Raw genomic sequence first — 14,604 nt, 5'->3', positions numbered from 1 at the left:
GGCGAGGTCGCCGCGCTGAGGTGGTCAGACGTCGACATCGACAGCGCGACGCTGAGTCAAACGTGGCCCTCGCGCGTGCCCTTGATCAGTGCACGTTCATCGGTTGCTTGTTTCATTGACCTACGACCGTTGCCCGGCCAGGCTTCGGTCGAGGCGCCCGGGCTGTCGCTCTCATTTCGCCTGCCCACGCTGGTCGTGTGGCTTTCATACCTGGTCAGCGGGGAACCGCACCGCTTGCTCTCGCTGCGATGCCGGGCCTCGCTTGAAGCCCATCGCCTGCCTCCGCTCGTACTTCTGCTGCGCAGCTCGTGCAGCGACACCGCTGTCAAGCTGTCAACCGATACGGCGCTTCGCCCGGTTCAACCAGTACGACCGCGCGGGTTGCGGAGTGGGTCACCGGCGTGGTCGCCGACGCTGGTGAGCACCTGACCGGTGGCGGCGGCGCCCTGCGGGTCAGCCGGTCGATGTGGCCCTGGACTGCGGAGTGGGACGGTGCTCAACCGAGGTCGACAAGCAGGGCCGGTGGTGGTCACCAGACGGTCACCAGGGCAGGATGCCGCTCGCGTCGTGGAACTCGCCGCTGGGACCGTTGTCGTCGAGCAGCGCGAACCGTACGGCGACGGCCGCGCCGTGGGCGGGGTCACCGGCACCGGGCGTCGGCGTGCCGCCGTAGAGGTCGGTCGCGACGTACCCGGGTGTGACTGCGTTGATCTTCACTGGCGTGTCGCGGAGTTCCTTGGCGTAGAGGATGGTTAGCGCGTTCAGCGCCGCCTTCGACGACTGGTACGCGCCGACGTTGATCGGTATCCGGTTCCTCATCAGGGTGAGGGAGCCGACCTCGCTGGACACGTTGACGATCCGCGGTGACGGGGAGCGCAGCAGCACGGGCAGGAAGGCGTTGGTGACGGCGACGACGCCGAACACGTTCGTCTCGTAGGTGCGGCGTAGGTCCTCCGGCGACGTCCGGGACGGGGTGTCGTAGCCGCTGCTGATGCCGGCGTTGTTGACGAGGATGTCCAACGCCGTGACCTGCGCGGCGGCAGCCGCGACGGAGGCGGCGTCGGTGACGTCCAGCTGGAGCAGCTGCACGTCGAGCCCTTCGGCGCGCAGTTCGTCGACGGTGCGCTGGCCGCGCGGGGTGTCGCGGGAGCTTGCCAGCACGCTGACCCCTGCCTGTGCCAGCTGCCGGGTGATGTGTCGGCCGACACCCTTGTTCGCCCCGGTGACGAGCGCGATCTTGCTTTGGTGAGTCATGGCTCGAGGCTGCCCGGCCGGTGGGCCGGGCGACAGGCCCAGCCAGTACCAGTCCCGGCGGGCGCCTTTGGGTGGTATATAGCGGACTATCTGTTTCATCCAGGTATCGTTTGTACCTGGCAGCTGGGCATGCGCGGGCGATACTTGCGGGCATGGACCGTAGCGAGCTTGGCGAGTTCCTGCGCAGCAAGCGGGAGCGAACGCGACCGCAGGACGTCGGCCTGCCGGCCGGAACCGTGCGCCGGACCCCGGGGCTGCGCCGGGAGGAGGTCGCCCGGCTCGCGCACATCTCGGTCGAGTACTACACGCGGCTGGAACAGGCCCGCGGGTCCAGCCCGTCCCGGCGGGTGCTCAGCGAGCTGGCCCGGGCTCTGCGCCTGAGCGCGGACGAACGCGACCACCTGTTCGACCTTGCCGGTGTCGCACCGGAATCGGCGGCCGGACCCCGCTCCGACGTCCCGGCGACCGTGTTGAACCTGCTGGAGCACATGACGGACGTCGCGGCGTTCGTGGTCAACGCCCGCTACGACGTGATTGCGTGGAACGGTTTGGCCGCGGCCCTGTTCGAGGACTTCTCTGCGGTTCCACCGACCCGCCGCAACCTCGTCTACCGCCACTTCCTGCACCCCGACCCCGCCGCCCGGCACTACGGGATGAGCGGCGGGGAGGAGTTCGGCAGGCTGGCGGTGGGTCAGTTGCGCGCGGCCGCTGGCCGGTACCCGACCGACCCACAGATCCACGCGATGGTCGACACGCTGTACCGGCGCAGCGCCGAGTTCGCGCAGCTGTGGGACGTCCACCATGTGGAGACCGGGCACCACCACCGCAAGACGATGCACCACCCGATGGTGGGCACCCTTGATCTGGACTGCGACACGCTCGCCGTGCCTATGCGCGACCAGTACCTCGTCTGCTTCACCGCCCAGCGGGGTAGCCCCTCCCATGACGCACTGCGCCTGCTGTCGGTGGTCGGCACCCAGGACATGAGCGCTGCCGTGGACAACGAGTGACGACGTTCCGGCTGGGGCGATTTTCGGTCGCGCGCGTCGGGTACGGCGCCATGCAGCTGACCGGGCCCGGTGTGTTCGGCCCACCGGCCAGCCGTGACGACGCCATCGCCGTACTCAGGACCGCGGTGGAGATCGGCGTGAACCACATCGACACCGCCGAGTACTACGGACCCCGGGTCGTCAATGAGCTGATCCAGGAGGCGTTGCACCCGTACCCGGGCGGGCTGGCGATTGTCAGCAAGGTGGGCGCCCGGCGGGACGACACGGGTGCGGTACTGCCCTACGACCAGCCCGACGAACTGCGCAGGGGCATCGAGGACAACCTCCGGACGCTGCGGGTCGACCGCCTTGCCGCGGTCAACCTCAGGCTGATGGACGGCTCACCTCCAGACGGCCGGTTCGATGCCCAGCTGGCCGCGATGGTCAGGGCTCGAGACGAAGGTTTGATCGACGGGATCGGGCTCAGCAATGTCTCGCTCGCCCACCTGCGGCGGGCGCTCGCGGTCACCGAGATCGTGTGCGTACAGAACTCGTTCAGCCTGCTCGACCGCGCTTCGACGTCAGTTCTGCGGGAGTGCGCGCGGCGTGGCATCGCGTTCGTGCCCTACGTTCCGCTGGGCTGGCCACGAGATCGGCGCGCGGCCATCTTCAACAACCCGGCGGTGGACCGCCTCGCCCGCCTGCACCAGGCCACGCCGGCGCAGATCGCGCTGGCATGGCTGCTCGCGCTGTCCCCGAACGTCCTTCTGATACCGGGCACCGCCTCGCTGCGGCACCTGCGGGAAAACCTGGCGGTGGATCGCATCGAGCTGGACCGGGACGCCGTGAACCAGCTCGACTCGGCGTTCGCCTGATCGGCCGGGCGGCTGGGACGTACCGCTGAAGGCCCCGGTGTCCCGCGACCCCCGGGAGCCGGCGGCTGGCCGGCGCCCGGGGAGAGCGGCGTTGCTGCGGGCATGGGTCAGGGATGGATCTGGGATCCGAAGCCGAGGTCGAGGCGGACGGATTCGAGGATGGTCAGGGTGCTGCTCGTGGTGAAAACGTCGGCCGCGGCCAGCACCCCGGTGTATTTCGCGATGACGGGGGCGGCGGCCTGGTCGGTGACGGCGTCCAGGTAGGTCTTCACCGCCGCCCACGGGTTCGGGCCGTACTTCACGAAGTATGGCGTCGGATCGACCGTGGCGAGCGCGGTCTTCACGTTGGCGACGATGTCGGTCACGTACTGCTGATGCAGGCCGATGTCAGCGCGGGTGCCGAGCCGGCCCAGGTGGCCACCGATGTAGTGCTTCCAGGGGTAGGAAAGAGCGGTGGTGGGGGCGGCGATGAATCCGGGTATGTCGGTGCTGAGGTTGAGGTTGTAGATGGGTACCCAGCCGGGCAACGCGATGTCGACGAGCATGAGGGTGTCGTGGTCCGGCAGGTGGATGTAGATGTTGTCTGGCGCGTGGTTGGAGCCGCGCCAGGCCAACTCGACGCGTTCCCCGCCGACGCGCAGGGTGCGACGGTCCTGCAAGGTGACATCGGGGGCGGGTCGGGCCGGGTCGTTGTACTGCTTTAGCAGCCGGCGGGTCTCCGCGTGGCCGACGCGCACGACATCCTTGCCGAACAACGCCGACGCGCCGATGTGGTCGGCATGGTGGTGTGAGTACACCAGGTGCGTCACCCTGTTGCTGACGCCGTTGGCGGCGGCGATCTCGTCCACGGCCCGCCGGAGGTTGTGGCCGATGGTCGGCGGCGCGTCGAACAGCACGACGCCGTCGCGGGTGGTCAGGAACGCGGACTGGTAGGTGCCGTCGGTGACCCAGTACAGGTTCCGCTCCACCCGTCCGACGTAGTAACCCTGACTGTTGAGGGCGGGTCCGAGCGCCGACGGGGGTACGGGTGCGTAGTCCGGCAGGGCCGGGTCGGCCTCGGCCGGCGACGGTCCCGCCACCGCGGCCATGATGGCGCCGAGCGACGGCACCGCCGCGAGCGCCGCGCCGCGGGCGAGCAACGACCGCCGGGTCGTACCGGACGGGTCGGTATTGGTTGGTGTCACCGTGACTCCTTGGAACGTGAGATCTGAGCTTCGCGAGTCCACCGCGAGCGTCCATAGCGGGAAGCCCGCGGTGGACAGGGGTCCGATGGCTAGTCGACGCTGACGTCGTCCTTGTGTTCGAGCAGCCACTGGTGGAATGTGCGCAGTCCGGGGTGCAGCGCGCGCACCACGGTCAGGTCGCGGGCGCCGGTGAAGGTGTCGGCGGCCTCGGTGTAGTACTGGAACATGTTTCCGATCTCCGCCGCGGCGGGGATGCCGAGAGCTCGGAACTGGTCGTGGGTCAGCGGCCGGTAGGCCACCGGCTCGCCCAGCACGTCGGCGAACACGGCCGCGAACTGCGCGCCGGTCAGGTGCTCGCCGGCGATGCTGACCGTCGCGCCGAGGTAGTCCTCGCCGGCGGCGAGGATGCCGAGCGCGGTACGGCCAATGTCCTCGGCGGCGATCCCGGCCAACGCGCTGTCACCCATCGGCAGCGTGAGCACCAACTGTCCGGACTCGTCGCGGCGCGGCCCGAACCCTTGCAGAAACGCCTCCCAATAGAAGGTTGTGCGTAGGAACGTCGTCGGCACACCGAGGTCGACGAAGAACCGGTCCGCCTCCGCCTTCGCGTCGAAGTGCGGCACGGTGTAGGAGCCGTCGAACACCGGTACCCGGGGGTCGGTGACCGGGAGCCGTTCGCGAGTGTCCTCCAGCGTTGACCAGATCACGTGCCGCAGGTCGGCCTGCTTCGCCGCCCGGGCCGCGTTGCGTGCGTGGCCCAACTCGGTCTGCGCCGACATGCCTTCCCAGTAGTTCGTCACCACATAGGCGCCGTACGCACCGGCGAACGCGCGCCGCAGGCTCAACTCGTCGTCGAGGTCAGCCTCAACAACCTGCGCGCCACGCGAGGCCAACTCACGGGCGGCATCAGAGTCCGGCCGGCGGGTCAGCGCCCGGAGCGTGAATTCGCCGCGCGGCTCCGCCAGGATGGCGTTGGCCAGGCCACCGCCCTGCGCGCCGGTGGCGCCCACCACCGCGATGATTTTCGTTTCGGACATGTCAATTCCTCCCCTACCGAAGTTCTTGCGCGAAACCCATGCGCCGGATTGCGCACGGGCGACGGGGAGCCGTGTGCGCTGTGTCAGCTCGCCATGGGTCGAGCGTCTCGTGCCGGTGGGCGAGCAACCAGGTACAGCCTGGGCACGGCTCGCGGCAGGAACATCCGTATGCCGGGAATAGCGGGTTCAGTGGCCGACGGCCGCGGGGACGACCCGCGGCGGAACCTACTGCTGCTTGTCCGCCGGCCGCCCCGGCGCGCGCGGTCCCCGCGAAATATCTGTGGGCCCGGGTGCCGGTGCGGATCTGCTGGCGGCCGGGGCGCGGGCACTGGCTGCTCGCCAGACGCAGCGTCACCACGCGAGATCGCGTGCCGTCCTGGCCGAACTGCACGCCGTCACCATCCGCGACCCCGTCAGCCGTCTTCGCCGCCCCGTCGAGTCGGACCGCGGGCGCAGCCGGTGCCGTCCATCACGTCTAAGCCGTTGACCAGGATCGACGGTGACGAATAGTCCCCCACAACCTCGGTGACAACCTCCAGTGGCAGCCCGACGTCGGTCAGCGCGGCGCGCAGCTCCTGCCGAGCCGGGTCAAGGTTCGGACACTCGGCACGGAACGAAGCTCAACAGCCCGCTGGCTCATCACAGCCCCTTCCGCTTAGTGACCGGTGGCATCACGCACACCGCTTGGCCGTTACGGCTCTACCGGTACCAGACTGGACCTTCCAGTGCAGGGGGAAGGCCGAGGCGCGACGGCAGGAGGCTACGAATGCGGATCGGGGAACTCCCCCAGGCAATCGGCACCACCAAAACAAGACGCTACGCTTCTACGAAGCCAGCGGCCTGCTCCCACCCGCGGGACGTTGCGGGCACGGCTACCGCGACTACGACGACCGGCCGGTCGCGCGGCTCGACTTGATCCGCCGCGGTCGCGTCGCCGGATTCACCCTCGCCCTGGCCAGGATGAAGACCTGGAAGATCCCACGTGACCACCGCCGCGCCGCCCGCACATCGACCGACACCGCCTCCGGCATCGCCCACCTGCAAAGCATCGCGCTCGCCGGGTGAGTACCAACCCCGTCGCGGGCAACGCCTTCACCGAGTTGCGAGACGTCCCTTAGTCCGCCGGGACGGACCAGCAGCACCGGTCCGGGAGGGTCAATCACCACAAAGGCCCAGGTAGCAGGCCCGTCTGATGGCGAAACGGCAAATCCTGGACTCCGGTGGCCGCCTGATCGCCTTGACCGCGCAGTCGGCCACTTCCGGGCCAAAGGGGGACACCGCCGCGAATGGCTGCAACGGTCGCCCTCGACTCGGGGTATTGCGCACATCCGTCACGGCGGGCCACCACAGTGCCAGGAATTCCGGGGCTGTGATGTGCAGCGCGGGTCAGGCCAGAGAGATCTGGTCGCCGGTGAGCTTGATCTCCCTAGGCGGGAGCGGCCGCGTGGCCGGGGGCGACTTGACCGAGCCATCCACGATGGAGAACTTGCTGCCGTGGCAGAGGCAGTCGATCGTGCCGCCCTCGACGCGCGAGACCGTGCAGTTCTGGTGGGTGCAGATCGAACTGAAGCCCTTGAATTCGCCCGGATTCGGCTGCGTGACCACGACGCCTTCCTTGGCGAAGATCTTGCCGCCACCGACCGGGATGTCGGTGGTCTTGGCTAAAGGCCGACCGGCCGCCGGATCGCCGCCGCCTGTACTCGTGGCGGTGGGGCTAACGGCGGTGGTGGGGGCGCCGGCCCCGTCGCCCGAGTCGTCGCCGCCGCAGGCGGCCAGGACCGCCGCCGCGCCGACGGCGCCGGCACCCGTGAGCAGGGCCCGACGGCTCTGCGTACCCGGCCCGGTGAGCACCTGATCGTCGCTCATGCCTCGCCCCTCTCTGCCGCCATGCCCGTCATGATTCGCGGTCGCATTCCTGCGCACAGAGACCACTCTGTCAGACGGTTCACCCGGTTTGCGGGGATTCTGGCCGGCCCGATGGGCCGGCTGGCCCGAGGCTAGCCCTGCGCCTGAGGCGTCCTAGCCGTAACCCCGCGACCGCCGCCAACTCGCCGATGCTGCCGGCTTCCGCTCCCCCACGCCGCGCGGGGGTCTAGGCCCAGTGGCATGACATGGAAGACCTTGCCGCGGGCTGCCCGGTGAGAGACGGGCGACCAGCAATTCCACCGCGTGGCAGACTAGCCCGCGCTGTTCACGCCGTTGGCCGCATCCTTGATCAGCGTTGCCACCGCCGCTGGCTGGGACACGTAGATCGAGTGGCTTCCGGACACCTCCACCACCGTCGCGCCGGTGCGCTCGCTCATCGCCCGCTGCGCCGGCGGCGGGATCATCTTGTCCTCCGTGGCGACCAGGTACCAGCTCGGCTTGCTGCGCCAGGCAGGCTCGGTGACCTGACCACCCAACGCGTCCACGCCCCACGGGACCTGGGAGCCAGCCATGAAGGCGGCCTGCTGCGGGGGGAGATCGCCCGCGAACGAGTCGGCGAACTTCTCCCGGTCGAGCAGCAGGAGGCCGTCCCTGGGGGGCAGGATCGGCGGCACGGGGGCGCCGGGCGGCGGGTTGGCGATCAAGGTGTTGACCGACTCCCCCTTGTCGGGGGCGAACGCCGCGATGTAGACGAGCCCTGCCACCTTGGGGTGGTTTCCGGCCTCGGTGATGACCGCTCCACCGAAGGAGTGGCCGACGAGGATGACCGGCCCGTCTTGCACATCGAGGACCCAGTGGGTGGCGGCTACGTCACCGGCGAGCGAGGCAGTGGGGTTCTGCACGATGGTGACGTGGTAGCCGTCCTTGGTGAGCTCGTCGTAGACGCCCTGCCAGCCGGACCCATCCACGAAACCGCCATGCACGAGGACGACGTTCTTCGCCGTCGAGCCTGAACTCATTGTGTTCCTCCAGTTCCAGAGCGCCACCGTCCGGCGCGTCCTTGACAGTAGGCCGACGTCGTGACCGCCGATTCAGTCATTTGTGGCATCCGGGAGGCCCCGGGAGGGCGGAACTCTGCCCCAGGGCAGGCAGGGGGCAAGCGGGCGCAACATCGGCCAGACTCCGGCCAGCGGTTACTTACCTGCTTTTCTCGCCTTTATGCCTGAATGCGCGGTCGTGCGGTCCTGGGCGGAGCCTCGTGTGGCAGGTGCCGATTCTTAGCCGCGTCACTGGGAGGGTCGGATCGTTCGGACTGCGTCGGCGATTGGGCGGATAGCGCCCGGTCGCGAGCGCGGCGCGGTATCGGCGCGTAACGTGGATGAACCGGTTTCGTGATCGACTGCCATTGCCCGGTAACCCGTCTGCCTCCGCAGCCACGACAGGCTGCGGGAACCTCCGGCGATCGCAGCCGTGGCGTAGACGTCCGCCCAGGTCAAGGAGGGGCCGGTCACGGTCACTGAGGCCAGGGCGTTGACCGGCCGGCCGGTGTGTGGGTCGAGGATGTGGGCGCCCCGGCGACCGGTACCGGATGTGGCGACGGCGCCGTGGCGTACCGGCAGCACGGCCAGCAGCCGGCGCGGGTCGGCGGGGTCCTCCACTCCGACCCGCCACTCCGGCTGGCCCGGCCCGGTGCGCAGGATGATGTCCCCACCGGCGTTGAGGCTGAAGTCGGCCACTTCCCGCTCGGCGAGCAACCGGCCGGCCCGCTCCACCGCCCAACCCTTGACCAGGCCGGACGGGTCGAATCGAACCCGTCCGTCGACGCCGGGCAACATCGCGTCAAAGTAGCCGTCGGTGCGTCGGCGGGCCTCCTCGCACAGCTCCAGCACCTCCCGCACGGGCTGGTCACAGTCCGCGAGGTGCCGCAGGCCACGGTTCAGCTCGCTGATCTGGCTGTCCGACCGGTACGTGCTGAACATCCGGTCGACCGCGCGCAACTCGTCGAAGGCTGCGCCCACTGCGGCGGCAACGCCGGGTGTGTCCGCCCCGGCTCGCACGTGAATCGAGATCGGCATGCCCATGATTTGCTCCACCCAGGCCCGCCGAGCGGTGGCTTCCAGTCGGGACGTCGTCACGATCCACCGCCCAGGTGCGCCGCGTCCAACGCGGCCTGGATCGACTGGAGGTAGGCGTCGGTGGTGGCGGTGGCCCCGCTGACGGTATCCACCTGCACGTCCTGCGCGCTGAGCACCTCCTGGCGCAGTTGCGGCACCGCCTGGGAGTTGATCCGCCGCGAGTGGCCGTCCTCGGGCAACGCCAGCGTCGTCACGTCGGTGATCCGGCCGGCCGTGATCTGCAGCCGCACCTGGACCGGGCCGTATCCGTTGTCGACCACGCTTCCGTTGACCGTCATCGTGTCGGTGGGCCGAGCCGGGGCCGCACCGCTTTGGGCGGCGCCGCTGGGTGACGCGGTGCCGCTCGAACCGGTTGGCGGCGCCTCGGTCGGCACGGCCGGACCGACGATGCCGGGTGGGGCGGTGTCGGATCCGTTGGGGATGCCGGAGGTACTGGTCCGGTAGCTGAATAGCAGCACCAGTACGGCGACGGTGCTGACCAGGGCGAGGGTGATTCGCCTCATGCCACTTTCTCCTCGTCTCCCCGGCGAACATCCGGCTCACCGGATGAATGTCTGTGTGCCTCGGTGCAGGCCGTCTCTTCAGGTGCACGGCCATCTGACCTGGCAGGCGTCCGGCTTACCAGGCGAATGCTTCGCAATGGATCTGCTTGGCAGGTACGCGGGCCGCTCGCAATGCGGCCCGTACAGCGGCCATCCACTGCGGCGGGCCGCACAGGTAGACGTCACGCTCCCGCACGTCGGGCGCTATTCGCAGCAATGCCTCCTGGTCGGACAGGTGCGCCAGCTCGGCGGGCAGCCACGACCCGCGGGCCAGCGCCGGACCGACGAGGTAATGGACCGACGCGCCCCGGCGGCGGGCAACGGCGTCCAGCTCGGCGCGGAGGGCGAAGTCGTCCGCGCGGTTGGCGCGGTACACCAGGGCAGCCTCGCCGGGTTGGTACGGCAGATCCTCCAGCAGTGCGCGCAGCGGGGTGATCCCGATTCCGCCGGCGAGCAGCAGGATCCGCGGCCGGCTGCGTACGGCACTGGTGAGGCGCCCGTACGGGCCTTCGATGAGGACGCGGGTTCCCGGGCGGGCGCGGGCGATGCGGTCCGCGTCGTCGCCGTTGGCCCGTACCGTGATCCGGAGCAGGTCTCCCCCGGCTGGGGCGGACAGCGAGTACGGGTGTGCCCGGCTCCAGCCCCTACCGGTGAGGAACCGCCAGTTGAGGAACTGCCCTGCGCGGATCGGCAGCCGGTGCAGGTCGCGACCGGAGATGTCGACCGAAAAAACGCCGGGCGACTCCCAGGTGACCTGCCGCACTCGCAACCGGTGCCGCTGGCTGCGCCACAGCGGCAGGCCCAGGCGAAATACCAGCACGCTGCCCGCGCAGAGCAGGTAGCTGGTCCACCAGTAGATACGGGTGGCCGACGAGCCGATGAGTTCCGCCCCGCTCCAGAGTTGGTGCGGCAGGGCCAGGCCGACGCCCAGGTAGGCGTACAGGTGCAGGAGATGCCAGGACTCGTAGCGCAGCCTGCGCCGCGCCGCCCGGATGGACAGGCCCACCACCGCGATCAACAGAACGGTGCCGGCGACCGCGAGCAGCATCCCAGGGTAGGCGGTGGTCAACTGCCAGGACTCGGACACCACGTTGGTCTGGCCGGCTCCGGCGTAACCGACGACGATCAGCACGATGTGCCCCAGCATCAACCAGAACGAGCTGAACCCGGTGTACCGGTGCCACCGAGTCAGCCGATCCTGGCCGAAGGCGCGCTCCAGCCAGGGCACCCGGGCCATCAGGAGGACCTGGACCAACAGCAGGTCACTTGCGAGCAGGCCGGACAATCGGCCCAGCGACGACGTTGCCGCGACCCCGCCCATGGTCAGCGCCTGCAGTCCGGTGCCGTGCAGCCACAGCGCGAGCACCACGACCAGGGATGCGATTGCTCCGGCGCCTACCGCGTCCGCCCGCCACCAGGCCGCTTCCCGCAGCCGCTCCGCCGTATGTCGACCGATCACGCGGCAAGCCTGACGGCGGAACCTAAGATGTCGATGAGGAATCGCTGTGGTCAGGTTGTGAACGCCGGCAGACGCACCGTGAGCAGGGTGCCCCTGGTCTCCGACCGGCCCGGCGTCACGGTGCCGCCGTGCAGCTCCACTGCTTGGGCCACGATCGGCAGGCCGAGCCCGGAACCGGGCACTCCGTCAGTCGGTGTCGTTCGCTCGGCCGCCGGTTCTGCGGGTGGGCTGAACGTATGTCGATGGGCGGGGTGGCGACGGATCCGCCAGGTGATGACGGCGGCGACCGCGATCGCGAGGATGATCAGGGCGGCGGCCCGGCCGAAAGTCTTCTCCATCGTGCTGTAGGAGTTCCTCGGCAGGTAGCCGAGTACGACGGTGCCGGTTCCCCAGACCAGGGCACCGGCGGCGTTGAAGGCCAGAAATGGCTTCCCGTCTTCGGCCCAAACGGCGCTGCAACAGGCGCGCAGGCGTGCCGGGAGAGGCATTGCGTTTCGCGCCCCGCTTTCACGGTGGCGGCCGGTCAGCGCCCGAGACCGCCCGGCCCGGGACGCACGTCGGGTGCGGAGCTGTGCGCGCGACGCCGGGCGCGCAGCAGTTCGATGGCGATGGGTACGACCGAGACCAGCACGATGCCGATGAGGATGAATTCGATGTGGGAGCGGACGAACGTGACCTGCCCGAGAAGGGCGCCGAGCACGGTGACTCCAGCTCCCCAGAGGCTGCCGCCGATGATGTTGTAGGCGACGAACCTGCGGTAGTGCATCCGGCTCGCGCCAGCGACGATCGGAGTGAAGGTGCGCACGATCGGCACGAACCGGGCCAGCACGATGGAGCGGGCCCCATACCGGTCGAAGAAGCCCCGCGCCCGGTGCAGGTTCTCCTGGCGAAACAGTCGGGAGTTCGGCCGTCGGAACAGCCGCGGTCCGACGCGGCGCCCGAACAGGTAACCGACCTGGTCACCGGCGATGGCCGCCACCACGACGAGGAGGCACACCAGCCACAGCGGATACGGTAGGTAACGGCTGCCGGCGACCAGCAGCCCGGTGGTGAACAACAGCGAGTCGCCGGGCAGGAAGAACCCGATCAACAGTCCCGATTCGGCGAACACGATCGCGAGGATGCCGACGAGGCCGAAAGTGGAAATGAGCCACTGCGGGTCCAGGGCGTTCATTCAGCTGCTCCATCCGCTCAATCCGGAAGCGCCGGGCGTCGGTTGATCAAGCTCCCGTGGTCGGGCTATTGCCCAGGTGACCGCCACGGCGAGGGCAGCGATGGCGAGGCCAGCAAGGATGTCGGCCGGGTAGTGCACCCCTACCCAGACCCGCGACGCACCGATCATCGTGGCCAGCACCGCGAGCATCATGCCCCAGCCCCTGCTCAGAAACACCGTGGCACCGAACGCCACGGTGAACGCCGCAGTGGCGTGGTCGCTCGGCAGTGATACCCCGTTGTCGTGGGGGATCAGCTGGTGGACGTGGTGGGTCTGGAACGGCCGCACCTCGCCATTGAGGTGGGACACAATGAGCGTCGCGAGAAGGGCCACGGCGAGCGCGGCGCCCAGGGCGATGACCGGCCGGAGTCGCCCACGCAACAGCGCCACCGCCCCGAGGACGGCTGCGACGGCGAACACCAGGTAGATCAGGTACCGCGCGGCGAACTCCATCACGTCGTCGATGCCGTCCACCTGTCCGGCATGGCCGTTGACCAGCTCGAAAAGTCTGTAGTTCATGCCACCTGCTTTCGCCTGTCGTGTGGGGAGCTGCCGGCCGCTCGGTTTTCGCCTCTGTCACTATGCGTGCCAAGGTTCTGCGTCGGCGGTAGCCCCTCCGGGTCGGCCGGTAAGGCCTCCCTCCTCGGCGGGCTAGCGTGCGGGGAAGCGCAGGATGCGGTCATCACCATCGCGTACTGCCCTGTGGCCGTCGGTGTTAGACGTGGTCACCCAGAGCGCGCCGTCCGGGGCGATCTGCACTGTCCGCAGGCGGCCGTAGCGTCCTACCAGCTGTGCGGTGGGGTCACCGGCCTTGTCGCCGTTGAGGGGGATGGTCCACAGCCGCTGACCCCGCAAGGCCGCCACGTACGCCGTGTCTCCGGCAATCGCGATGCCCGACGGCGAGGCGTCGCTGACTGGCCAGGTGACGACCGGGTTCGTGTACCGCCCCCCGTCGCTGTCGCCGTCCCCTTCCACCTGAGGCCAGCCGTAGTTGTGTCCCGGCTCGATGCGGTTGACCTCGTCAAGCTCGTTCTGCCCCAACTCGGCGGCGAACAGCCGGCCGTCGGAGTCCCAGGCGAGACCTTGCACGTTGCGGTGTCCGAGGCTGTACACCGGTGATCCGGCGGTCGGGTTTCCCGGCGCCGGCTTGCCGTCGGGTGTAAGGCGGAGGATCTTGCCGTTCGGGCTCGTCGGATCCTGCGACCGGCCCGTGTCGCCGGCGTCTCCGGTGCCGACGTACAGCATGCCGTCGGGGCCGAAGGCGATGCGTCCGCCGTTATGGTTTCCGCCCTTGGCGATACCGTCGAAGATCACCTCGGGCTGTCCGCCGTCGAGGTGGAAGCGGACGATCCGATTGTCGTGCTCGGCTGTGTAGTAGGCGTAGATCAGGTTGTCTGCGGCGAAGTGGGGCGACACGGCAAGGCCGAGTAGGCCGCCCTCACCGCCTGCCACCACACCGGGCACCTGGTAGACCTGCCGGGGGGCGCCGCCGCCGGGAGTCAGCTGCAGCACCAGGCCGGTGTTCCGTTCGGCGATCAAGGCGTCGCCGTTTGGCAGGAACGTCAGACCCCACGGGACGTTGAAGCCCTGCGCGATCTCTTCGCCGGCGTCCAGATCCGGCGTTCCGGACCGGATGCTGGCCGCGATACTGGTGGCGGTGGCCGTTGGAGTGTGAGCTCGGTCGCCGACGCCATCACACCCGGCGACGGCGCCCAACACCAATAGAGCCGCGCACAACCGTTGCCACCGTTGGCCTGCCCTAAGGACTGTCATGCTGATCCTCCGAAGCCGTGATGAGGTGCCCTTTCCGTGGCCGCCGGGCGTCTGCCGGGGCCCAGCGAACGAGGAGCCGTCGGTTTCCGGCTGCCGACGGCGACGGCGGCAGCTGGCGCCTTAGAACGGGGAGCTAGGGGCTGAGGTTGGCGGTGGGTGTCGGGGATGGCGCCGCAGTGCTTAGGTACTGCTGCACCGTGTCGTGGGCGACCGCCTGGTAGAGCGCCTTTGCCTTCGCGGTGTCCGGCAGCACCACGCTCTGGCCGCTGCGCATGCC

Annotated in this window: 14 protein-coding genes and 2 pseudogenes; 4 read left to right on the top strand and 12 right to left on the bottom strand. The window is 69.3% G+C overall.

The annotated features are described in order from the left end of the window. Nucleotides 1-540: 540 nt before the first annotated feature. Nucleotides 541-1,254 (bottom strand): SDR family NAD(P)-dependent oxidoreductase, encoded by a 714-nt coding sequence (locus AB0C04_RS24175; RefSeq protein WP_357058308.1) that lies wholly within the window; start codon nucleotides 1,252-1,254, stop codon nucleotides 541-543. A 152-nt stretch (nucleotides 1,255-1,406) separates the two neighbouring features. Between AB0C04_RS24175 and AB0C04_RS24170 the strand changes: the two genes are divergently transcribed. Together AB0C04_RS24170 and AB0C04_RS24165 are read left to right on the top strand one after the other, a co-directional pair. Beyond that, nucleotides 1,407-2,264 carry a helix-turn-helix transcriptional regulator gene (locus AB0C04_RS24170; protein WP_357058306.1) on the top strand — a complete coding sequence of 286 codons (858 nt, stop codon included), beginning with the start codon at nucleotides 1,407-1,409 and terminating at the stop codon, nucleotides 2,262-2,264. After that, nucleotides 2,261-3,118 carry an oxidoreductase gene (locus AB0C04_RS24165; RefSeq protein ID WP_357058303.1) on the top strand — a complete coding sequence of 286 codons (858 nt, stop codon included), beginning with the start codon at nucleotides 2,261-2,263 and terminating at the stop codon, nucleotides 3,116-3,118. Before AB0C04_RS24170 ends, AB0C04_RS24165 begins: the two co-directional genes overlap by 4 nt. Nucleotides 3,119-3,225: 107 nt before the next feature. Here the strand turns inward: AB0C04_RS24165 and AB0C04_RS24160 are convergent, their stop codons facing one another. After that, nucleotides 3,226-4,302: an MBL fold metallo-hydrolase gene (locus tag AB0C04_RS24160; RefSeq protein ID WP_357058301.1), complete on the bottom strand. Its 1,077-nt coding sequence runs from the start codon at nucleotides 4,300-4,302 to the stop codon at nucleotides 3,226-3,228. Nucleotides 4,303-4,391: 89 nt separating this feature from the next. After that, complete coding sequence (locus AB0C04_RS24155) at nucleotides 4,392-5,339, bottom strand: NmrA/HSCARG family protein (protein WP_357058299.1); 948 nt, start codon at nucleotides 5,337-5,339, stop codon at nucleotides 4,392-4,394. 766 nt (nucleotides 5,340-6,105) lie between these two features. Between AB0C04_RS24155 and AB0C04_RS24150 the strand changes: the two are divergent. Further along, a pseudogene (locus tag AB0C04_RS24150) lies at nucleotides 6,106-6,290 on the top strand (MerR family transcriptional regulator); the annotation flags it as partial. Then, nucleotides 6,291-6,404 (top strand): annotated as a pseudogene (locus AB0C04_RS24145) (IS5/IS1182 family transposase); the annotation flags it as partial. A 321-nt stretch (nucleotides 6,405-6,725) separates the two neighbouring features. On the opposite strand, the gene AB0C04_RS24140 reads toward AB0C04_RS24145, so the two are convergent. From AB0C04_RS24140 to AB0C04_RS24100, 9 genes are all read right to left on the bottom strand, one after another. After that, on the bottom strand, nucleotides 6,726-7,205 hold the full coding sequence (locus tag AB0C04_RS24140; RefSeq protein ID WP_357058297.1) for a Rieske (2Fe-2S) protein: 480 nt from the start codon (nucleotides 7,203-7,205) through the stop codon (nucleotides 6,726-6,728). Between the two features lie 311 nt (nucleotides 7,206-7,516). Further along, the gene (locus tag AB0C04_RS24135) at nucleotides 7,517-8,251 is read right to left on the bottom strand and encodes an alpha/beta hydrolase (protein ID WP_357058294.1); all 735 of its coding nucleotides are present in this window, start codon (nucleotides 8,249-8,251) and stop codon (nucleotides 7,517-7,519) included. A gap of 240 nt (nucleotides 8,252-8,491) precedes the next feature. Next, nucleotides 8,492-9,286, bottom strand: coding sequence for an FAD:protein FMN transferase (locus AB0C04_RS24130; RefSeq protein ID WP_357058292.1), 795 nt, complete (start codon nucleotides 9,284-9,286; stop codon nucleotides 8,492-8,494). 50 nt (nucleotides 9,287-9,336) lie between these two features. Beyond that, nucleotides 9,337-9,843: an FMN-binding protein gene (locus AB0C04_RS24125; RefSeq protein WP_357058290.1), complete on the bottom strand. Its 507-nt coding sequence runs from the start codon at nucleotides 9,841-9,843 to the stop codon at nucleotides 9,337-9,339. A gap of 115 nt (nucleotides 9,844-9,958) precedes the next feature. Continuing rightward, nucleotides 9,959-11,341 carry a ferredoxin reductase family protein gene (locus AB0C04_RS24120; protein WP_357058288.1) on the bottom strand — a complete coding sequence of 461 codons (1,383 nt, stop codon included), beginning with the start codon at nucleotides 11,339-11,341 and terminating at the stop codon, nucleotides 9,959-9,961. A gap of 50 nt (nucleotides 11,342-11,391) precedes the next feature. Further along, the gene (locus AB0C04_RS24115; RefSeq protein ID WP_357058286.1) at nucleotides 11,392-11,829 is read right to left on the bottom strand and encodes an ATP-binding protein; all 438 of its coding nucleotides are present in this window, start codon (nucleotides 11,827-11,829) and stop codon (nucleotides 11,392-11,394) included. A gap of 35 nt (nucleotides 11,830-11,864) precedes the next feature. Then, a complete protein-coding gene (locus AB0C04_RS24110) occupies nucleotides 11,865-12,515 on the bottom strand; it encodes a VTT domain-containing protein (RefSeq protein WP_357058284.1) in 651 nt (216 codons plus the stop codon). Then, the gene (locus AB0C04_RS24105) at nucleotides 12,516-13,073 is read right to left on the bottom strand and encodes a phosphatase PAP2 family protein (protein ID WP_357058282.1); all 558 of its coding nucleotides are present in this window, start codon (nucleotides 13,071-13,073) and stop codon (nucleotides 12,516-12,518) included. A 132-nt stretch (nucleotides 13,074-13,205) separates the two neighbouring features. Then, nucleotides 13,206-14,273: a PQQ-dependent sugar dehydrogenase gene (locus tag AB0C04_RS24100; RefSeq protein WP_357058280.1), complete on the bottom strand. Its 1,068-nt coding sequence runs from the start codon at nucleotides 14,271-14,273 to the stop codon at nucleotides 13,206-13,208. Nucleotides 14,274-14,604: the final 331 nt, after the last annotated feature.

This window comes from Micromonospora sp. NPDC048909 (genome assembly GCF_040649635.1).
Lineage (GTDB): Bacteria > Actinomycetota > Actinomycetes > Mycobacteriales > Micromonosporaceae > Micromonospora.
Note: the sequence above shows the minus strand (reverse complement) of the source record. Positions and strands in the feature narration are given on the sequence as shown.